Origin of the sequence: Salsipaludibacter albus (assembly GCF_019798055.1) — a bacterium.
Classification (GTDB): Bacteria; Actinomycetota; Nitriliruptoria; order Nitriliruptorales; family Nitriliruptoraceae; genus Salsipaludibacter; species Salsipaludibacter albus.
Genome location: NZ_JAHOPH010000047.1, coordinates 1 through 20,084 on the forward strand (window position 1 = coordinate 1; position 20,084 = coordinate 20,084).

Consider the following 20,084-nt stretch of genomic DNA (forward strand, 5'->3'; position numbering starts at 1 on the left):
ACCAGCGAGCCCGCCGCGACCGCGGCGACCGACGCGACGGCCGCCGAGACACCGGCGGCCAGTCCGACGCCCATGGACGCCACGCCCGCCCCCGACGCCACCGCAACGGAGTCCGGCTCGGCGGCGACCGTGGCCGTGGCCACGACCGACCTGGGCGACGTCCTGGTCGACGGCCAGGGCATGACCCTGTACGTGTTCGACAACGACGACGTGGACACCAGTGCCTGCACCGAGGGCTGCCTCGCGACCTGGCCACCCCTGCTGGCCGAGGACGTCACCGCCGGCGAGGGTGTCACGGCCGAGCTGGGGACCTTCACCCGGGACGACGGCGACGTCCAGGTGACCGCGAACGGGCTGCCGCTCTACCTGTACGCCCCCGACACCGCGCCCGGCGACGTCACGGGCCAGGCGGTCGGGGACGTCTGGTGGGTCGTCGACGCCTCCGGGGCCAAGGTCACCGGCTCGCCGACCAGTGCGGCGACCTCCGAACAGGCGGGCTACGGCGACCCGGACTACTGAACCGACCCGCGCCCACGGAGGTCGATCGTGGTGCATCATGGCGGGGGAGACGGGGGAGCGGACGTGGCACGAAACCTGCGGCCGCTGGCCGCGCTGCAGGAGGACTACACGGGACCCCTGCACGCCTACGCCCTGCGACGCCTGGGCGACCGCCGCGCCGCCGAGGAGGTCGTCCAGGACACCTTCGTGCGCGCGTGGCGCCACGCCGATCGCTTCGACCCGACCCGGGGGAGCGAGGCTGCCTGGCTGTTCACCATCGCGGGCAATCTCGTCATCGACCGTCTCCGCCGTCGCAGCGCCCGTCCGGTCGTGTCGGGCACGCTGGACGACCGCGCGGCCATGACGGCCCCCGACGTGGTCGACGAGCCGGCGGTCGACCGGATCATCGAGACGTGGCAGCTGGCCGAGGCGATGGCCAACCTGTCGGACGAGCACCGGACCGCGATCGTGCTGTGCCACCATCGCGGCCACAGCGTGGCCGAGGCCGCCGACATCCTCGAGGTCCCGGAGGGCACCGTGAAGTCCCGCGTGCACTACGGCCTGCGGGCCCTGCGGCTGCACCTCGAGGAACAGGGGGTGCTGGGATGAGCACGGACGACCGTGCCACGCACCGGCGCCTGCGCCAGTCCCTGGGGGCGTGGGTGCTGGGTGCCCTCGACGGTGACGAGCGTCACGAGGTGTCGGACCACGTGGCGACGTGCCCCGACTGCGCCGCCGAGGTGGCCGAACTGTCGCCCCTCCCGGGCCTGCTCGGGCGGTTGTCGACCGAGGAGGCCACCGACGGGTCGCTCGTGCCCTCGCCACGGCTGCACGCCGCGCTCGCCGAGGATCGGGTGGCCGAGGACCTCCACCTCCGCCGGCGGGTGGCCCGGTGGCGCACCACGGCGCTGGTCTCGGCCGCGGCGGCCGTGGTGGCGCTGGTGGTGGTCGTGAGCGGCCAGCTCGGCGAGGACGCGCCCCCGGACTTCGACCGGGTCGTGGCGGCCGCCCAGCCGGTCGCGGCGGAGGCGGCGGCGACCGACGGAGAGGCAGCCGCGCTGGCGTGGGAGTGGGGCACGACCGTCGAGCTGGACGTCACCGACCTTCCGTCACGTGACGCCTACGTCCTGTGGGCAGTGTCCGAGGACGGTGTGCGCGAGCAGGCCGGCACGTGGGGGACGACCGACTCGCGGGGCGCCCGGGTCCGCGGCGCCAGCTCGATCCAGCGTGACGACCTCGCCCGCGTCGAGGTCACCGACGCCTCCGGCGAGGTCCTCGTGAGCTTCGCCTTCACCCCCGACCCGACCCCCACCGGCTGACCGCGCATACTCGACCAGTGCCCAAACCCGATGTGAGTTCGAGTCCTCGAGGTGAATTCGCCGCGTTGAGGCCACGAACTCACATCGCGGTGGCCAACCCACATCGCGGCGGGCTGGCGGTTCGGGGTGTGGTCAGTCCCAGTCGGGCGCGAAGGGCGGGTCGATCAGGCGGCGGTCCTTGGGGAGGGCGTCGATCCGGGCCGTCTCGTCGGCCGTCAGCGACAGGTCCACGGCGAGGTTGTCCGCGATGTGGTCCGGGTCGGACGACCGCGGCACCGCGGCGACCCCGTCCTGGTCGAGCAGCCACCGCAGCGCCACCCGGCCGGCGGAGGCGTCGTGGTTCGCCGCGATCTCGCCCAGCGTGTCGTCGTCGAACACCCCGCCCCGTGCGACCGGGGAGTAGGCGGTGACGGTCATGGCGAGCTCACGTGCGGCGTCCACCACCGCCGACTGGTCGAGGAAGGGGTGGTACTCGACCTGGTTGGTGAAGACCGGGCCGGCCGCGGCGGCGCGGCGCATCAGGTCGGTCGGGTGGTTGGAGATCCCGAAGGTCCGGGTCAGCCCGCGCTCCTGGGCGGCGTGGAGCGCCTCGACGGTCTCCTCGACCGGTACGTCGTCGTTGGGCCAGTGCAGCAGCACCAGGTCGACGTGGTCGAGGTCGAGCCGGGCCAGGCTGGCCTCGATCTCGGGGGTGACGTCGGCCGCGGCGGCGTTGCGGGGCCGGATCTTGGTCGTCACGAAGATCGCGTCACGGTCGACGCCCGACGCGGCGAGGGCGCGACCGACACCGGCCTCGTTGTCGTACATCACCGCGGTGTCGACGTGGCGGTAGCCGACCTCGAGCGCGGTCGTGACGGCCTGCTCGGCCGTGGCCTCGTCGAGTTCGAAGGTGCCGAAGCCGAGCGCCGGCATCGTGATGCCGTGGGCGGTGACGGTGGGTGCGGTGGTCGTGGACATGGAGGTGTCCTGTCTGACGTCGGAACGAACGCGTGGGGTGTGCGGGGAGGTCCGGGTGGTCAGCCGGCGACGAGGTCGTCGATCGCGTCGGCGACGGGCGTGTCGCCCCCGACGAGCTCGAAGACGTGGCCGGCGGTGGCCGGGCGGTGCAGGACGGCGGCCAGGACGTCGGCGACGTCGGCCCGCGAGATCTCGCCCCGGTCGACGTGGCGGGCCAGGGTGACCGTGCCGGTCGGCTCGTCGTCGGTGAGCCCGCCGGGTCGCACGATCGTCCAGGCCAGGTCGGACTCCATCAGTGCCTTGTCGGCCCGTGCCTTGGCGCGGAGGTAGACGCTGAACACGTCGTCGGTCGGCGGGTCGTCGGTGCCCATGGCCGACACCATGACGTAGCGCGCCACGCCGGCCTGTCGGGCGGCGTCACGCAGGTTGACGGCGGCGGCGAAGTCGACGGTCTCCTTGCGCCCGGCGCCACTGCCCGGACCGGCACCGGCGGCGAACACGACCGCGTCGGCGTCCTGCACCGCGTCGGTCAACTCGTCCAGCGATGCCATCTCGAGGTCGAGCACCTCCGGGATCGCGCCCACCTCGCGGATGTCGTCGGCCTGCTCGGGCTTGCGGATCAGCCCCACGACCTCGGTGTCCGCGTCCAGCTCGGTCAGTCGAGCTGACAGCAGTCGGGCAATGGTGCCGTGTCCGCCGGCGATGACGATGCGCATGGTCGTGGTCCTCGTGTCGGGTCGATGACCAGTCTGTCGTGCGCCAGCCCGTCGACGACGGCCCGACAGCCCGCCGTTCGGGCAGGAATCGAGGGAATGTGGGCCGTCGAGGGCCGTCTCGGGTCGTCGAAGACCCCGGGAGCGCGCCAAGGCCGCGGGCGGGCGGCATTTCGGGCCCGAACAGAACGAAGCCCCGCCGAGGCGGGGCTTCGTGTCACAACGTGGTACGCGTCAGAGCGGACGAACGTCGTTGGCCTGGGGGCCCTTCTGGCCCTGACCCATCTCGAACTGGACCCGCTGTCCCTCGTCGAGGGACTTGTACCCATCGACCTGGATCGCGGAGAAGTGGACGAACAGGTCCTCGCCGCCCTCGGCAGGGGTGATGAACCCGTAGCCCTTGTCGGCGTTGAACCACTTGACTGTACCTTCTGGCATTGCGTGTTCCTGTGCTGAGCGCACCCCGGGTTGTTGCCATCACAGTCGGGCAACGAGACACCCCGTCATGGTGCGATGCCAAAGGTATCGACTCCCGGCGAGCGCGGAAGACGACGAACGGCCGGGACCCGGCCGACCGGCCACCCCCGGTGCATCGGGGACCCGATCGTCGGACCACGCGGTCGTGCCGGGTCGTGGGGGGTCGCTCCTACGCTCGACGGACCCGACTCCGGAGGTCCGAACGTGGTGAACCGGCTCGCCGAGGCGAACTCGCCGTACCTGCTGCAACACGCCGACAACCCCGTTGACTGGTGGGAATGGGGCGACGACGCGTTCGCGGAAGCGCGGGAGCGCGACGTCCCGGTGTTCCTCAGTGTCGGGTACTCGTCGTGCCACTGGTGCCACGTCATGGCCCACGAGTCGTTCGAGGACGAGGACACGGCGCGGTTCCTCGACGACCACTTCGTGTCGATCAAGGTGGACCGCGAGGAGCGTCCCGACATCGATGCGGTCTACATGACCGCCACCCAGGCCCTCACCGGGCAGGGTGGCTGGCCGATGTCGGTCTGGCTGGACCACGAGGCACGTCCGTTCTACGCCGGGACCTACTTCCCGGCGACGTCCCACCACGGCATGCCGTCGTTCCGCCAGGTGCTGGTCGCGCTGCGCGACGCGTGGGCGGATCGACGCGACGAGTTGCAGGAGTCCGCCGCATCCATCACCAGCTCGCTGCGGGCCGCGACCGAGCGCTCGGCGGGTGGTGGGGACGCCGCGGGGGACGCGATCGACCTCGACGATCTGTGCGAGCAGGCGACGCGGCTGGTGGTCGAGCGTGCATGGGACCGCGACCACGGGGGGTTCGGCCGGGCACCGAAGTTCCCCCAGGCGATGCTGGTCCAGTTCCTGCTCGACCAGCACGTGGTCACCGGCGACGCCGAGGCGCTCGCCGCTGCCACGTCTGCCCTGGAGGCCATGGCCCGGGGCGGTATCCACGACCACGTCGTGGGCGGCTTCGCGCGCTACTCGACCGACGCGCGGTGGCTGCTGCCGCACTTCGAGAAGATGCTGTACGACAACGGGCTGCTGCTGGAGGCCTACGCCGACGCGGCAGTGCTGACCGGGCGGGCGGACCTCGCCGCGGCCGCCGACGGGATCGCCACCTGGCTCGTCGACGAGATGCAGGAGCCCGGCGGCGCGTTCGCGGCCGCGCTGGACGCGGACACCCAGGGGGAGGAGGGCGCGACCACGGTGTGGACGGACACCGAGTTCCGCGAGGTCGTCGCGGAGGCCGGGGCGGACCCCGACCTGCTCGCAGACTTCTGGGGGGTGCGTCCCGAGGGCAACTTCCGGCCGGAGCGTGGCGAGCCGGCCGGGGACAACATCCTCCACACCACGCAGGGCATCGAGGCGTTCGCCAGCGCCCACGACCTCGACCCGACCGATCTCGCCGACACGGTCGAGCAGGCCAGGGTGGCACTGCGGGAACGTCGGGCGACCCGACCGCAGCCCGGTCGCGACGACAAGGTCCTGGTCGCCTGGAACGCGCTGGCCATCCGGGGACTGGCCCGCGCCGGGGCCGTGCTCGACCGTCTCGCATGGGTCGACGCCGCCGTGCAGGCCGCCGACTTCCTGCTCGACGCGCTGGTCGACGACGAGGGTCGACTGCTGCACGTCCACCGCCGGGGCCGCTCGTCGGTGCCGGCCTTCCTCGACGACGTGGCCGGGCTGGCGGTCGCCCTGCTGGAGCTCGGACCCGTGGCCGGACGCCCGGACCTCGTCGCACGTGCCGCGGACCTCGTGGACGACGCCACGACCAGGTTCGCCACCGACGACGGGGGGTTCGCGACCACCTCGGCCGACGCCGAGACGCTGGTCGTGCGTCCACGTGACGTCCACGACGGCGCCCAGCCGGCCGGGACGTCCCTGCTGGCCGCGGCACAGGCACGGCTGGGACTGCTCACCGGCGAGCACGGCCGCACCACGATGGCGGCCGACCTCGTCGCCCGCCACGCGACGTCGATGGCCCAGAACCCGACCGCCCACGGCGAGCTGCTGCGGGTCGCGCGGTTCCTGGCCGCCGACCCACGCGAGGTCGCGATCGTCGGTCCGGCGGGCGACGCGCGGGCCGCGCTGGCCGGGGTCGCCCTGGGCCGGCCGCGCCCCGGGACGGTCGTGGTCGTCGCCGATCCGTCCGACGACGAGCCGCCCGCCGTGCCACTGCTGGAGGGACGCACTGCCGTCGACGGCCACGCGGCGGCCTACGTGTGCCGGGGGTTCGTCTGTGACCGCCCGGTCACCACGACCGAGTCGCTGGTCGACGCCCTCGACCGCGGGCCCGACGGGCGCTGAGCCGCGCCAGGATCCTCCGCCGACGGCCGAGCCTCAGCTGTCGGCGCCGAACAGGGCCGTGAGGATCCACGACACGATCGAGATGATCAGGGCGGCCAGGAACGTGGACGAGAACTCGTCGGAGGTCAGCCCCAGGCCGAGCTGGTCGGACGCCCACAGCACCAGGGACAGCATCAGTGCGTTGAGGAACAGGATGAACAACCCCAGGGTCAGCACGACCAGGGGCAGCGAGAACAGCGTCGCCAGCGGTCGGACGAAGGCATTGACGGCCGCCATGACGATCGCGATCACCAGCAGGGCCGGCCAGTCCCCGTTGAACTGCAGCCCGTCGACCACCTGGATCGCTGCCCAGACGGCGGCCCCGTTGATCAGGACCTTCAGCAGGATTCCCATCGTTGCTCCCCGTGTGTCGCGTGGCCGTCAGGCGACGCCGGCGTGGGCCAGCGCGGCCCGGATCAGGCGGTCGTGCCCGCTGGCCATCTCGGCGGTGACGTCGTCGAGGGCGAGCTCGGCGACCCGGATCCACGAGAAGTCCAGCGCGTCCGCGGCCGGTGCGCAGTCCCCGGTGACCGGCACGATGTAGACCAGCGCGACGGCGTGCTGGCGGGGGTCGTGGAACCCGGTCCGCTCCGGCTCGGGGAAGTACTCGGCGATGGTGAACGGCGCGGGCCGTGGCGGCAGCTGGGGGTCGGCGTCCGGGCCGAGGTCCTTGGACAGGTGGCGCCAGAGGGCCTCGCGGACCAGTTCGTGGTGCAGCACCCGACCCGACACCAGGGCCCGCGAGACACTGCCGTCGGGCATGGCGCGCAGCAGCAGGCCGACGTGGGTGATCCTGCCGAGGTGGTCGAGCCGGACCGGGACGGCCTGGACGTAGACCTGGGGCACCCGGTCGCGGACCCGGGCCAGCTCGTCCTCGCTCAGCCAGCTGGGATGGCTGTCGACGACGTCTCGGGGCGTGTCGGCAGTGCTCACGTCGTCCCGTTCATGCGGTCGCCCGGCGCTCGGCCACCTCGGCCAGGAAGCGTCGGATCCGGTCGTGGGTGCGGTCGGGGAGCTCGAACTGCGGGACGTGGCCGCAGTCGTGCCACAACTCGACGGTGGCGGACGACGGCAGTGCCTGCTGGGCCCGGGCGGCCGCGCCCGACTCGACCAGCGGGTCCGCACCGCCGAAGATCCACAGGGACGGCACGCTGAGCTGCTCGAGGCGACGCCACAGGCCGCGGCGGCCCCGGGTGCGGTCCAGCGCGACCCCGCGGGCGCCGGCCGCGAGTGCCAGTCGGTAGTCCCGCCGCTCGATCTGCAGTCGGGCCTCGTCGACGGCGGCCGACAGGTTGGCCGCCGGCAGTCGCGACGCCTCGAAGAACAACGAGCGGATGCCCTCCTGCAAGGCGTCGGCGGGGAGCCACACCGGGCTGGCGGCGACCCAGTGGAGTGGGAGCCTGCGCAGGAGCGGGCGGGCATAGCGGACGGACTCCAACGGCACCGCCGCGCACAGGCCGGTCAGGCTCGCCACCAGGTCCGGTCGTCGCAGGGCCACCTCCGCCGCGATCCGGCCGCCCATCGAGTTGCCGACCAGGTGCACGTCGTCGAGGTCGTTGGCGCGGAGGTAGTCGACCACGACGTCGGCGTACCAGCGCAGCGAGTACCGGTCGCCGGTCGGCAGGGGCGCGTCGGAGTTGCCGTACCCGGGCAGGTCGAGCGCATGGACGTGGTGGTCCAGGGCGAGGTCGTCGATCGAGGGCACGAACGTGACCTTGGAGGCCCCGAGTCCGTGGATCAGCACGACCGGCTCGCCACTGCCGACGACGAGGGACTCGACCTCCAGGTCCAACACCCGGGTGCGGACACGCTGGACGTGGCGACGGGTCTCGTGGCCGGGCACGAACATCGTCCCGAGCAGCACGGCCAGCGACAGGTCGCCGCGGACCTCCAGCCGCCCGGCCTGGAACGCCCCGACGGCGTCGCTGCGACCACTGACGATGTCCAGCCACGTGATCGCGTCGGTGTGGAAGCGCACGTCGGGATCGACCGCCGCTCCGGGCTGGACGGCGCAGCCTCGCGGCGTCAGTCGCAGCTCCCACGGGGCCATCCCGGTGACGTTGACCTCCCAGGATCGCGTGGCCGCTGGTGACTCGTCGACCAGGTAGCGCTCGGCCAGGGCGAGGATGCTGGCGCGCACCTGCTCGACCAGCGCCGGCGTCAGCGGCAGGTGGGGCCCGCGATGGACGGCCTCGACGGACTGGTCCGGCGACGGCACGGCCCACAGGCGGCGGCGGGTCGAGCCTGGTGGCACCGGAGTCCTCGCATGGGTCGGGCGGTTGCGGAGTGTAGGTCGCGTCACGAGGTGGGGGCAGGCGGCAGGGCGACCGGGCCGGGTCGGCGTCGCAGGCGCAGCCCCCGTGAGCCGTGCAGGCGCTCGGCCAGGCCGGCGTCCAGCAGCAGGTTGACCGTCCGACGGGCGCCGACGAGGTCCGTGCGGTCCCCACGTGCCGTCGCCACGTCGACCAACGTGAACGCGGTGGGCAGCCCGGCGACCAGGTCGAGGTCGACCGGCTCTGGCTCCAGGCCGAGGGTGGCCCGCGCCAGTCGCAGCCCGGCCGTGAGGTCCTCCGCCCAGCCCTCGAGGAACCCGGTCAGGTCGCCCCGGCGCAGGGCCGCCGCGACGTCGTCGTAGTTGCCGGCCGGGCGGGTGGCCATCGTGATCTCGGGGACGGCCAGGCCGCCCGGGTCCCGACCACGGTCGCGCAGCACCAGCCGTGCCGCGCTGCGGGCCAGGCGGCCGTTGGCCGACTCGAACGGGTGCAGTCGCAAGAGCTCGAACTGCAGGACCCCCGCCACCTCGACCGGGTGGTGGTCCCGGCCCGCCATGACCAGCGGCAGCCGTGCCACCTGGCCGGCCAGGTCGGCCGGCCGCACCGGGCGGAACACCACTCGCCCGTCACCCCCGGTGTGGACCGCCTGCTCGACCCGGCGCAGTCGACCGCTCGCGCTGCGGGCGACCAGCCCCTGCGTGAGGAGGTGGTGCAGGGCGCGGATCCCGCCCAGCACGTCGTCGCGGAGTCGCTCGGCCAGGTCGTCGGCGGCCAGGGCGCGTCGGACACCGGCGTACTCCCGGCGCCAGACGTCCTCGAGGTCGGCGTCGTCGTCGACCAGGGTCGTGGTGTCACCCTCGGGCGGGGTGGCCACCATGCGCGCGCCGTCCAACCGACACGACGCGATGACGGCCCGGTCCCACAGGACCGGGGCGGTCGCGCCCAGCCTGACCGCGCCCGCGACGTCGTCGACGAGGCGGTCCGTGGTGGCAAGGAGGTCGGCGAGGTGGTCGGTCCGGTCCCAGGTGCGGTCACCGAGCTGTTCGGTCACGACCAGGGTTTCCAGGCTGGCGAGCTGCGGGCCAGTTCGGCCGCTTCGAGGGTCCGGCCGTGGCGCCGGCCGGCGGCATAGGTGGCGCTGGCGAGCCCGAGCGCACCAGAGATCGCGGTCGTCGTGCGGATCACGCGCTTGGTCTTGCGCGAGAAGATCACGATCGGCCAGCCACGCTGCTGGGCGACCGACTCCAGTGCCGAGTCGGGGTTGACCGCGACCGGGTGGCCGACCAGCTCGAGCATCGGCAGGTCCGAGGCCGAGTCGGAGTAGCCGTAGCACAGTCGCAGGTCGTAGTCACGGTCGTCGGCGAGCATGCCGATCGCCTCGGTCTTGCCCTCCCCGTAGACGAACGGCCCGTCCAGCCGGCCCGTGTAGAGGCCATCCACCACCTCGGCGCGCGTGCCGATGCCTCCGGTCATGCCCAGTGCGCTCGCGAGCGCCCCGACCAGCTCCTGGGGCGAGGCGGACACGATGTAGGTGTCACGGCCGGCCTCGTGGTGCATCTCGATCAGCCCGTGCGACTCGGGTCGAATCTTGTCCAGCAGCGCCGGGATGACCTCCTCGTTGAGGGCCATCAACTCGTCGCGACGGGTCCCGCCCACGATCTCGAGGATCCGGTCCCGGCTGGCGACCGAGGTCTCGTCGGACGCGCCGAACAGCCGGAACATCAGCGCACCCACGCCGTCCCGGGCGAGCACCCTGCCGTCCAGCAGGCCGTTGCGCCACGCGGCGATGGCGAAGGTCGCCGGCGACGCCCCGCTGATCAGCGTGCGGTCCAGGTCGAAGAACGCAGCGGCCCGGGTCGCGGTCACGGCTGGCACCCCCAGTCACGGCATCGGTCGGTTGCTGGTCCACCCGGCCGGCAGCGTACTGGTGCCCGCAGGCAGAACGGGGCGGGTCGACGTGCCGTCGTGGGAGGGCGTCGGCGACCGTGTCTGCACGGCCCCGTCGCCCGCCCGACACCGTCCGCGGGGGGATCCTGCGCGGGATCCGGTGCGGACCGTCCCATGGGCGCGACCCCCGACCGACCGATGTCGGACGTCCCCTTCCCCTTGGGACGTCCTCCGGGTCGATGCGGAGGCCGCGTCGTCGGCACCGTAGTCGTGGGGTGACCCGGTCGGTCAAGCCGCTCGTCCACAGGCACGTGCGGACAACCGGCCGGCTGCTGTGGACGACTTGTGGACCATGACGCACCTGCTGTGGACGAGTGGTGGACGAGGGCGCTGACCGGCTTCGTTTGCCGGGGACATGATGTCGCGCGGGCTGGTCGCGCCGTGCTCCGTCGCGCGGTCCACAGGTTTTCCCCAACCTGTGGACAAGGAATCGATGGTGGCCATCCGACCCTCGTGGGCGTCCCGCGCACGACGGATCGAGCCCCGGCGCGGGGGCCGACCGCAGTAGGGTGCTGCGGCCGGTCGCCGGACCGGTCGGAAGTGGCGAGGGAGATGCGGGCATGGCCACGCGGGTCGAGCACCGGGCACCGGTGACCACGGGGGAGCCGCCCCTGCGGATCGTCCGGTCGACCCGCCGACGATCGCGGGCGACCGCGTTCGCGCGGGACGGCCACATCGAGGTCCGCCTGCCCGCCGGGCTGCCCGACGACGAGGCCGAGCGCACCATCGCGACACTCGTGGCCCGGGTCACCCGCCGCGACCGCGCCCGTGCACGAGGCGGGGACGAGTGGCTGGCCCGGCGCGCCGCCGAGGTGGGCCGCCGCTGGGTCGACGGCGTGAGGGCGTCGGAGGTCACCTGGTCGTCACGGATGACCCGTCGCTGGGCGTCCGCGACCCCGGCGACCGGCCGGATCCGGGTCAGCGACGTGGCCGCGACCTTCCCGGACCGCGTGCTGGACTACCTGCTGGTCCACGAACTGGCACACCTGCGCGTGCCCGACCACTCCGAGGCGTTCCACCAGATCGTGGACGCCTACCCGCACACGGCCTGGGCGCGGGGGTTCCTCGCCGGCGTGTCCCACGCCGGCGTCACCGGGGTGGACCGTCCGGATCAGTCGTCGGTGCCCGACGACCCTCCGTCGTCGTCCGCGTCCGGGTCCGCGCCCGGGTCGGAGCCATCCTCCGGGGGCTGATCCGGCCCGGCCGCGGCGTCGTCGAGGTCGACCACCGGGTCCTCGCCCGCCAGGCGTTCGGCCGCGGAGGGTTCGACCGGTGCGTCGCCCAGCCCGCCGAACAGGCTGGTCGCGTCGTCCGGGATCGCGTCGCTGGCCGCCATCCGCAGCAGCCACCGGGACGGCTCCGCGAGCTCGTCGGCGTCCGGCAGGTTCTCGGGGTGGGCCAGGGCCTCGTGCAGTGCCCGGCCACCCCGGGCGGCCACCACGGCGGCCACGAAGTCGTCGCCGATGTCGGGATCCCCGGCGGTCAGCTGCAGCCCGAGCAGGTCGGCGAGCACCTGCTCACCGTCACCGACGGTGTTGCGCCGCCGCCGCAGGATCTCGTCGATGGCGTCGAGCGAGGGAAGGCGTCCGTCGGCGGCCGCCAGGGCCTCGTTGCGGGCCCACGCCCGGGTCAGCGTGGTCACGCCCTGCAGGCGGGCCAGGACACGCTGCTGTGCCTCGGTCGGCTCCAGCCGGAAGCGCCCGGCCCGGTTGATGGCGTCGGCCATCGAGGAGGGGTCCTCGGGGTCGACGCCCATCATGGCGTCGCGCAGGAGGGCCTCGAGCCGGGCCGGGTCCAGGTCGGTCCCGTTGGCGAACTGCGCCACCAGGGACTCGACGTGGGCGCCGAGCCACGGCACGGCGTGGAACAGTCGTCGGTGGGCCGCCTCGTGCAGGGCCAGTGCCAGTGCGACCTCCTCGGCGTCCAGGTCCCAGCCGGCGAAGGCCTCGTCGACGTTGACGGCGACGAACATCGCCGTGCCGCGCGGGCCGGTCGGCAGGCCGAGGTCGTGGCTTCCCAGCAACTGCTGGGACAGGTTGCCGATCGCCATCCCGGCGTGCAGGCCCGTCGTGGAGGCAGCCAGCCGCCCGACCATCGCCGACATGTCCATGCCGCCCAACAGGTCGGCGAAGCCGTCCGGCAGGCCTGCCGACAGGCCCGCCTCGGCGAGCTGGTCGTCGTCCAGGCCACCCTCGGGCACCAGGGCCGCCATCGCGCGGCCGGTCGCCGCCGCCACGGGCTCGATCAGGGGGCGCAGGTGCGACAGCGCGGTGTCCACCCACTCGCCACGACGAACGACGACGCCGTGGCCGAGGTCCGGTGGAGCCGGCAGCGAGCCGGCGTCCAGCCAGTGCTCGGCGAGGTCGAGCGCCCGCAGGGCACGTTCGCGCTCGGACGGGTCGGGGTCCCGGTCCCCGTCGGCCGCGACCTGGAAGGCGACCCGGCGGGCCACGTTCCAGTCCACGGGACCGGTGGGCGGTGCGGCCGACATCATGGCCTGCATCTGGGCCTGGACCTGGGGCAGCATCTGTCCCATGGCGGCCATCAACTCGTCGGGGTCACCCCCGCCCAGGCTGCCCAGCAGTTCCCGCAACTCGTCCGGCAGGTCGCCGAAGTCGCCGAAGTCAGGAAGGTTGGCGTCGTCGTCACTCATCGTGGAAGCCTCTCCGCACCGTCCAGTGTCGCATCCACGCGCCCGCCGTGCGAACGCCGGTCCGACGATCGGGTCTCGGCCCGCGCAGGACACCTGCGCCCGGGTCGCGCACCTGGTGCGGGTCTCGCCCGGCGCGGCCCGGCACGAGTTAGCCTCGGCGGGGCCTGCAGTCGTCGGACGGGTCGCACGTGGCCACCATCGCCATCACCGGGATCAGCGGACTGGTCGGCCGGCACGTCCAGGAACGACTGGTCGAGTCGGGCCACCGGGTCGTGGGGATCGACACGCGCGCGCCCGAGACGACCACCGGCCTGGTGTTCCGGGAGGCCGATGTCCGGTCCCGCCCCGACGTCGAGCGCGCCCTGGCCGACGTGGACGCGGTCGTCCACCTCGTGTTCGTCGACCCCGTGGAGGGTGACCCCGACCGGTCCGTCAACGTCGGTGGGTCGCAGGTGGTCGTCGACGCCGCCGTGGCCGCGGGCGTGTCGACGCTGGTCCTCGTGTCGTCGGCCATGGTCTACGGCGCCTTCCCCGACAACCCGGTCCCCCTCGACGAGTCCGCACCGCTGCGTGCCGGGGACGACTTCCCGATGGCCGCGCACAAGCGCCTGGTCGAGGAGTACCTGGCCGAGACCGCGCCCGACGGGATGCGCACGGTCGTGCTGCGTCCGGCCATGGTGGTCGGCGCGGACGCCGACATCCTGCTGACCCGGGCGCTGCAGGGCACGCGCCTGCTGACGGTGCGCGGTCACCGGCCCCCGATGCAGTTCGTGCACGTCGACGACCTCGCCGCCGCCGTGGTGCTGGCGCTGGAGGACGACGGCCTTCGGGGTGCCTACAACGTCGGCTCCGAGGGCTGGCTGTCGTTCGACGAGGCGCGCGAGATGCTCGGACGTCGTGCGATCGAGGTCCCCGAGGAGGTCGCCTTCACCGGCACGGACCGGGCGTACGCGCTGGGGCTGTCCCGGCTCCCCGCCAGCGCCCTGCCGTGGATCATGCACCCGTGGGTGGTGGATCCCAGTCGCCTGGTGGCGGCCGGCTGGCGACCCCGGATGTCCAATCGGGACGCCGCCGCCCTGCTGGCCACCGAGGTCGCCGACCGCGTGGAGGTGGCGGGGCTGCGCACGGACCGACGCACCGTCAAGCGGGCCGGGGTCGCGGCCGCGTCCGTCGCGGGCGGGATCCTGGCGGTCGGCCTGCTGTCCCGTCGCCGACGCAACACCGACCCCGATCCCAACGACTCGGACTCCCGCGATCGGCCGGGCGACACGACCGACCCGGACGTCGAGCGTGGGCGCGACGTCCGTGACGCCGCCGATTCGGACGACGCGACCGACCCGGCATGAGCGAGGCGGACCCACCGGAGCCGACGGGCCACGCGCCCGCGCAGCCCGCGGGTGATCCGACCCGGGACCCGCCCCGCACCGGCGTGCGCATCACCGCCGCGCTGGTCGACCACGTGATCGACGTGGCGGCCGCCCACGACGACGTGGTCGATCCCGAGGCCGGCGCGGTCGGGTTGTTCACCGGCGTGGTGCGCAACCACCACGACGGCCACGCGGTGTCGGAACTGACCTACGAGGCGTGGCCGGAGCGGGCCCCACGTGCCCTCCGCGAGGTGGCCGAGTCCGTGACGGCGGACCATCCGGGCGTGCGGGCCGTCCACGTCGTCCACCGGGTCGGACGTCTCGAGGTCGGCGACGTCAGCATCGTGTGCGCCGCGTCCGCCCCGCACCGCGCCGAGGCCCTGGCGGCGGCCGGTGACCTGATCGACCGGGTCAAGGCCGACGTCCCGGTCTGGAAGCGGGAGGTCCATGCCGACGGCGCCGTGTCGTGGCCCAACGCGGCGCGACCCGACGGCGGCCCGGACCCGTCCTGAGCGCCCGGCCGGGCGAACGGACGTCCGGGCACGACCACTGTCCGACGGTCGCCGCCGCGGACGGTCGGGTGGACCGCCGCGGTCGTACGGTGGGGTGCTCGCCGATTGGCGACCACCCTCCCCGCGCCGAGGCTCGTCGTGAGCTCCACCCTGCCCCGCACCGGGCACCACCGCACCTCTCCGGACGCCCGTCCCGGCGTGACCGGTCGATGAAGGGCCTCGTCACCCTGCTGGGGGTCGTGGCCGCCGTGCTGGTCGGGCTGCCGGCCGAGGCAGCGGACCGGTCCGGCCACCACGTGGAGGTGCGTGCGGCGGCGGGTGCCGTGCGGGCCGCCCAGGAGGACGCCACCACCAGCGCCACCCCCAGTCCCGAGGTCAGTCCCGAGGTCAGTCCCGAGGTCAGCCCCGAGGTCAGTCCCGAGGTCCAGGACGCGCCCCTGCGTGACCCGTACCGCCCGCAGCAGTGGCATCTCGACCGGCTCGGGCTGACCGTCGACCGGCGCGTGCCCGACGGTGCCGGGCAGGTGATCGCCATCCTGGACTCCGGGGTCGACCTGGACCACCCGGACCTGTCCGACGTGTTGGTGCGCACGCCGGAGGGCGCCGTCGTGGGCCGCGACTTCGTGGACGACGACGACGACCCGAGCGACCGCTTCGGGCACGGGACGATGGTCGCCGGGGTCGCCGCCGCCCGCTCGGGCAACGGGCTGGGGATCGCGGGCACCGTCAGCGGGCAGGTGCGGCTGCTCCCGGTCCGGGTGCTGGACGACCAGGGCCGTGGCTCCTCCACGACCGTGGCCGCGGGGATCGACTGGGCCGTCGCGCAGGGGGCGACGGTCGTGAACCTTTCGCTGGAGTCGGCCGGGCTGCGTGGCGTGGACGCGGATCCGGAGCTGCGTCGAGCGGTCGACGACGCGGTGGCGGCTGGCGCCGTCGTGGTCGTGGCGGCCGGGAACTCCGACGTGGCGAGTCCGACGTCCGCGCCACGCGAGGGGGTCGTCGTGGTCGGGGCCACCGACCGCGCCGACGAGCGCGCGGGCTTCAGCGACCGTGGTCGTCGCGACCTGCTCATGGCGCCCGGGGTCGAGGTCGTGTCGACCTGGTGCCGTGCGACCGAGACACCCGAGGCGGCCTGTGACGGCGCCACCCACACCTACGGGGTCGCCGACGGCACCTCCTTCGCCGCGCCCCAGGTCAGTGGTCTCGTCGCCATGCTCGCCTCGGCCGGGCTGACCCCGCAGGAAGCGGTGGACCGGTTGGCGGCGACGGCGATCGATCTCGGCGATGCGGGGCCGGACCCCGAGACCGGTCGTGGCCTGGTGTCGGCCGCGGCGGCCCTGGGCCCGTGGCCGGACGGCGACGTGCCGGTCTCCACACCCCAGCCCCTGCCCACGCCCGGCGCGGCGTCCGACGGATCGCAGGACGCCGCTCCGCAGGCCGTCGCCCCGGCCGATCCGCCCCCGACGTCGGGCACCCCGACCCTGATCCTGGTGGTCCTGGCGATCCTGACCGCGGTGGGACTGCTGGTGCACGGGCTGGCAGGCGGGCGGGCGCACCGCGGCCGGACCGGCGACGTCGACGACTGAGGGCCGCCGGCAACAGGGGGCTGCGGGGTGCCGCGGGATACCGTGTGCCCGCCCGGGGGACGGACCGGGCACGTCCGTGCAAGGAGTGCCATGACCAGCCCCGACGACGCCGCCCCGTCCGTGCGCTCCGCTCTCGGCGGCAGCCCACCGCCCGACTCGTCGCCGGGCCCCGGATCCGGTCCCGCACCCGACCATCCGGAGGCTGGACGGCCCCGCCGACGCTGGCCGCGTGCCGTCGCGTGGGTGCTCGCCGCGGTCGTCTTCGTCGGACTGGTGGTGGGCGGGCTGTGGGTCGCCGGGGTCGTGCCGTGCTCGGCCCTGACCGCCCAGCCGGAGTGCTGGGTGGCGATGCTGCCCGGGCCCACCCGCAGCGTCGAGGAGTTGGTCGAGCTCGGTGGCATCGACACCTACGGCTCCGACGGCGAGCTGCTCCTCACCACGGTGCTGGTCGACAACCGCCTGACGGTGCGCGAGTACGTGGACGGCGTGGTCTCCGACGACATCGCCCTGATCCCTCGCGAGGAGCTCTACCCACCCGGGCGGTCGGTCGAGGATGCACGTTTCGAGAACGAGATCCTGATGTCGGACAGCCAGCTGGAGGCCAAGGTCGCCGCACTCGACGAGTTGGGGATCCCCTTCGAGGACCTGGACGACGGGGCCGAGGTGGTCCAGGTGGTGGACGACTCGCCGGCCAGCGACACGGACCTGGCGGCCGGCGACGTGTTCGTCGCGGTCGACGGCCGGCCGGTCGGCGACGTCGACGCGGCCGTGTCGGTGCTCGGCTCGTTCGCGCCCGGGGACGTGGTCGACCTGCAGGTCCGCGGTCCCGACGACGAGGAACGGTCCGTGGAGGTCGAGCTGGGGGACAACCCCGACGACCCGGGTGCGCCGTTCGTGGGCGTCCTGTTGCGCAACTACCAGGAGCTGCCCGTCGACATCACGATCGACGCCGGGGCGATCGGCGGGCCGTCCGCCGGACTCGCCTTCAGCCTCGGCATCGTCGACCGGGCCACGCCCGAGGACCTGACGGGAGGTCGCGATGTCGCCGTGACGGGGACGATCACCGGGGACGGCCAGGTCGGGCCGATCGGCGGGATCGTGCAGAAGATCGTGGGGGCGGTCGAGTCGGACCCGTCCGCCGAGGTGTTCCTGGTCCCGGCCGGGAACTGGGAGGAGGCCCAGCTGGCGACGCCGCCGCGGCCGGTCACCCTGGTCGAGGTCGCCACGCTGGACGATGCCGTGCATGCCCTCGAGGACCTCGCCGCCGGACGCGAGCCCGAGTCGGCCATCGCCGTCGGCTAGTCGCCTGACCTTCGGTCAGGTTGGAGTTGCTCGCTGCGCTCACAACGTCCAGCCGTGCTCCGGACTGGCGAACGGGGTGTCGCGCCGAGGCCATCGCGGTCGGCCTCTAGGCTGGGGGCATGCTTGCCGTCTCCGCCCACGCCTTCGATCCCGACGACCCGTTGACCGGCCTGCGGGTCGACGAGGTCCCCGATCCCGACGTCCCCGATGGCTGGGAGCTGGTGTCCGTCCGGGCCGCCGGGCTCAACCACCACGACCTGTGGTCCCTCCGGGGCGTCGGCCTGTCGTCGGACCAGCTGCCCATGATCCTTGGTGGTGACGCCGCCGGGGTCACCACCGACGGACGCGAGGTCGTGTGCCACGGCGTCGTCGCCGGTCCCGACGGGCTGGGTGACGAACTGGACCCACACACCCGGTCGTCGTTGTTCTCCGAGCACTTCCCCGGCACCCATGCCGAGCTGGTGGCCGTGCCACGTCGCAACCTCCTCGACAAGCCGCCGGAGCTGACCTTCGCGGAGGCGGCCTGCCTGCCCGTGGCCTGGCTGACCGCCTACCGGATGCTGTTCGTGCGCGGGGGGTTCCGCCCGGGCGACACCGTCCTGGTCCAGGGCGCCGGTGGGGGCGTGTCGACCGCCGCGGTCCTGCTCGGCCGTGCCGCCGGCCTGCGGATGTGGGTCACGAGCCGTGACGAGGGCAAGCGTGCCCGCGCGATCGAGCTGGGTGCCGACGACGCCTTCGAAGCCGGCGCGCGCCTGCCCGAACGGGTCGACGGCGTGCTCGAGACGGTCGGTCGGGCGACCTGGGACCACTCGTTGAAGTCGACCAGGAACCAGGGGACCGTGGTGGTCGCCGGCATGACCTCGGGCGACGTCGAGCGCGGCGGGCTCCCGCACCTGTTCTTCCGCCAGTTGCAGGTCGTGGGGTCGACCATGGGTACGCGTGGCGAGCTCCGGTCCCTGCTGCGCTTCCTGGTCACCACCGGTGTCCGACCGCTGATCGATGCGACGTACCCACTCGCCGACGCCGCCAGCGCCTACGCCCGGATGGCCGAGGGCGACCTGTTCGGCAAGATCGTGCTCCTCCCGTGAGCCCCTCCGGACAGGAACGCCGGATTCCGGGCGCACGATGATGGATCCCGAGGCGGTGCGCAACCAGCGCTTCCTGCTGGTCCGCCGGGGCTACGACCCCGAGGCGGTGCAGGAGTTCCTTGACAGCGTCGCGGACGCGCTCACCGAACTGCGTGAGCAGGTGGACGACGGCGACGAGCCGCACGCGCTCGAACTGGCCGAGGCACGTCGCGCCGTCGACGAGGCCCGCACACGGGCGGCGACCCACCGCCTGCGTGCCCAGCGGGACGTCGAGGCACTGGAGCGCACCGCCCGCCAGCGCCGGGCCCGCCTGCTGGCCGAGATCGAGGAGCTGGCCGCCGCCCGCGACCAGCTGTCGACCGACCTGGACCGCGCGGTGGACGTCGTGGACCGGGTGGTCCAGTGGGTCCGTCGGACCGATCCGGGAGCCGACGACGCCGGCCAGCCCGGTGCGGTCGGCACCGCGACCCCGTCGATGACCCCCGCCCCGGCGCCCGACGCATCACCGGAACCGGACGTGGACGCCGAGCCGGAACCGGACGAGCTCGTGGAGGCCGGCGACGCCGAGGACGTGGCCGGCGAAGAGGACACGGACGACGCCGAGGAGGCGGACGACGCCGAGGAGGTGGACCGCGTCGAGGAGGTGGACGAGCCCGAGGACGTGGACGACGTCGAGGACGTGGACGAGGTGGCCGACCCGGACCAGGCGGCCGCGGCGGTGGACGACCCGGACGTCGCCCGCCCGGAGGCGTTGGCCGACCAGCTCCCCGACGACGACGTCGTGGCGGTGCCCGAGGACCCGGCGGTGGCCGCGGTCCGCGAGGCACTGCGGGCCGTCCAGGACGAGGTCCTGACCAACCTGCGCGACGATCCCCGGGGCGACGTCGCCGACTGGCTGCCCGGGCCGGCACGACTGGAGTCGCTCGACGACGCGGCGACCCCGGACGAGATCCCGAAGAGTGCGGCGACCCCGGCGATCAACCACTTGAAGTACGGCTCGGCCTGGTTGCGGTACTGCTCGATCGCCGCCTGCTGGGGGGTGC

20 protein-coding genes are annotated in these 20,084 nt (G+C 73.7%); 11 read left to right on the forward strand and 9 right to left on the reverse strand.

The window, feature by feature from the left end; all coding sequences use genetic code 11:
• From KR546_RS17755 to KR546_RS17765, 3 genes are all read left to right on the forward strand, one after another.
• Positions 1-519 (forward strand): COG4315 family predicted lipoprotein (locus KR546_RS17755; protein ID WP_238446060.1); only part of this gene is annotated, 519 nt, incomplete at its 5' end.
• A gap of 63 nt (positions 520-582) precedes the next feature.
• On the forward strand, positions 583-1,107 hold the full coding sequence (locus KR546_RS17760) for a sigma-70 family RNA polymerase sigma factor (RefSeq protein WP_338019195.1): 525 nt from the start codon (positions 583-585) through the stop codon (positions 1,105-1,107).
• Positions 1,104-1,817, forward strand: a complete 714-nt coding sequence (locus KR546_RS17765; protein ID WP_238446061.1) for an anti-sigma factor family protein — start codon at positions 1,104-1,106, stop codon at positions 1,815-1,817. The genes KR546_RS17760 and KR546_RS17765 overlap by 4 nt, the downstream gene beginning before the upstream one ends.
• Before the next feature lie 132 nt (positions 1,818-1,949).
• Here the strand turns inward: KR546_RS17765 and KR546_RS17770 are convergent, their stop codons facing one another.
• The 3 genes from KR546_RS17770 to KR546_RS17780 form a co-directional block, all read right to left on the reverse strand.
• The gene (locus KR546_RS17770) at positions 1,950-2,774 is read right to left on the reverse strand and encodes an aldo/keto reductase (protein WP_238446062.1); all 825 of its coding nucleotides are present in this window, start codon (positions 2,772-2,774) and stop codon (positions 1,950-1,952) included.
• Between the two features lie 59 nt (positions 2,775-2,833).
• Positions 2,834-3,490, reverse strand: coding sequence for an SDR family oxidoreductase (locus KR546_RS17775; RefSeq protein WP_238446063.1), 657 nt, complete (start codon positions 3,488-3,490; stop codon positions 2,834-2,836).
• Between the two features lie 231 nt (positions 3,491-3,721).
• On the reverse strand, positions 3,722-3,925 hold the full coding sequence (locus KR546_RS17780) for a cold-shock protein (protein ID WP_238446064.1): 204 nt from the start codon (positions 3,923-3,925) through the stop codon (positions 3,722-3,724).
• Positions 3,926-4,168: 243 nt separating this feature from the next.
• Between KR546_RS17780 and KR546_RS17785 the strand changes: the two genes are divergently transcribed.
• The gene (locus KR546_RS17785) at positions 4,169-6,274 is read left to right on the forward strand and encodes a thioredoxin domain-containing protein (RefSeq protein ID WP_238446065.1); all 2,106 of its coding nucleotides are present in this window, start codon (positions 4,169-4,171) and stop codon (positions 6,272-6,274) included.
• A gap of 33 nt (positions 6,275-6,307) precedes the next feature.
• On the opposite strand, the gene KR546_RS17790 is transcribed toward KR546_RS17785, so the two are convergent.
• From KR546_RS17790 to KR546_RS17810, 5 genes are read right to left on the reverse strand one after another with little or no spacing between them, the layout of a single operon-like run.
• Entirely contained in the window at positions 6,308-6,667 is a 360-nt protein-coding gene (locus KR546_RS17790) for a phage holin family protein (RefSeq protein WP_238446066.1), read from the reverse strand.
• 27 nt (positions 6,668-6,694) lie between these two features.
• Positions 6,695-7,246, reverse strand: coding sequence for a DUF4916 domain-containing protein (locus tag KR546_RS17795; protein WP_238446067.1), 552 nt, complete (start codon positions 7,244-7,246; stop codon positions 6,695-6,697).
• Positions 7,247-7,256: 10 nt separating this feature from the next.
• The gene (locus KR546_RS17800) at positions 7,257-8,567 is read right to left on the reverse strand and encodes an alpha/beta fold hydrolase (RefSeq protein ID WP_238446068.1); all 1,311 of its coding nucleotides are present in this window, start codon (positions 8,565-8,567) and stop codon (positions 7,257-7,259) included.
• Between the two features lie 44 nt (positions 8,568-8,611).
• Complete coding sequence (locus KR546_RS19455) at positions 8,612-9,637, reverse strand: Fic family protein (protein WP_338019196.1); 1,026 nt, start codon at positions 9,635-9,637, stop codon at positions 8,612-8,614.
• Entirely contained in the window at positions 9,634-10,452 is an 819-nt protein-coding gene (locus KR546_RS17810) for an HAD family hydrolase (RefSeq protein WP_238446069.1), read from the reverse strand. The genes KR546_RS19455 and KR546_RS17810 overlap by 4 nt, the downstream gene beginning before the upstream one ends.
• Before the next feature lie 641 nt (positions 10,453-11,093).
• Here KR546_RS17810 and KR546_RS17815 point away from each other — a divergent pair.
• On the forward strand, positions 11,094-11,726 hold the full coding sequence (locus tag KR546_RS17815; RefSeq protein WP_238446070.1) for a M48 metallopeptidase family protein: 633 nt from the start codon (positions 11,094-11,096) through the stop codon (positions 11,724-11,726).
• Here the strand turns inward: KR546_RS17815 and KR546_RS17820 are convergent.
• Positions 11,645-13,186 (reverse strand): zinc-dependent metalloprotease, encoded by a 1,542-nt coding sequence (locus tag KR546_RS17820; RefSeq protein WP_238446071.1) that lies wholly within the window; start codon positions 13,184-13,186, stop codon positions 11,645-11,647. The genes KR546_RS17815 and KR546_RS17820 overlap by 82 nt on opposite strands.
• A 188-nt stretch (positions 13,187-13,374) precedes the next feature.
• Between KR546_RS17820 and KR546_RS17825 the strand changes: the two genes are divergently transcribed.
• From KR546_RS17825 to KR546_RS17850, 6 genes are all read left to right on the forward strand, one after another.
• Positions 13,375-14,532 carry an NAD-dependent epimerase/dehydratase family protein gene (locus tag KR546_RS17825; RefSeq protein ID WP_238446072.1) on the forward strand — a complete coding sequence of 386 codons (1,158 nt, stop codon included), beginning with the start codon at positions 13,375-13,377 and terminating at the stop codon, positions 14,530-14,532.
• On the forward strand, positions 14,529-15,065 hold the full coding sequence (locus KR546_RS17830; protein ID WP_238446073.1) for a molybdopterin synthase catalytic subunit: 537 nt from the start codon (positions 14,529-14,531) through the stop codon (positions 15,063-15,065). Before KR546_RS17825 ends, KR546_RS17830 begins: the two co-directional genes overlap by 4 nt.
• A gap of 209 nt (positions 15,066-15,274) precedes the next feature.
• The gene (locus KR546_RS17835; protein WP_238446074.1) at positions 15,275-16,651 is read left to right on the forward strand and encodes a S8 family serine peptidase; all 1,377 of its coding nucleotides are present in this window, start codon (positions 15,275-15,277) and stop codon (positions 16,649-16,651) included.
• 90 nt (positions 16,652-16,741) lie between these two features.
• A complete protein-coding gene (locus KR546_RS19460) occupies positions 16,742-17,953 on the forward strand; it encodes a YlbL family protein (RefSeq protein ID WP_274388329.1) in 1,212 nt (403 codons plus the stop codon).
• A gap of 119 nt (positions 17,954-18,072) precedes the next feature.
• Positions 18,073-19,041, forward strand: coding sequence for a zinc-binding dehydrogenase (locus KR546_RS17845; RefSeq protein WP_238446075.1), 969 nt, complete (start codon positions 18,073-18,075; stop codon positions 19,039-19,041).
• Between the two features lie 37 nt (positions 19,042-19,078).
• A partial coding sequence (locus KR546_RS17850) for a DivIVA domain-containing protein (protein ID WP_238446076.1) occupies positions 19,079-20,084 on the forward strand: 1,006 nt, incomplete at its 3' end.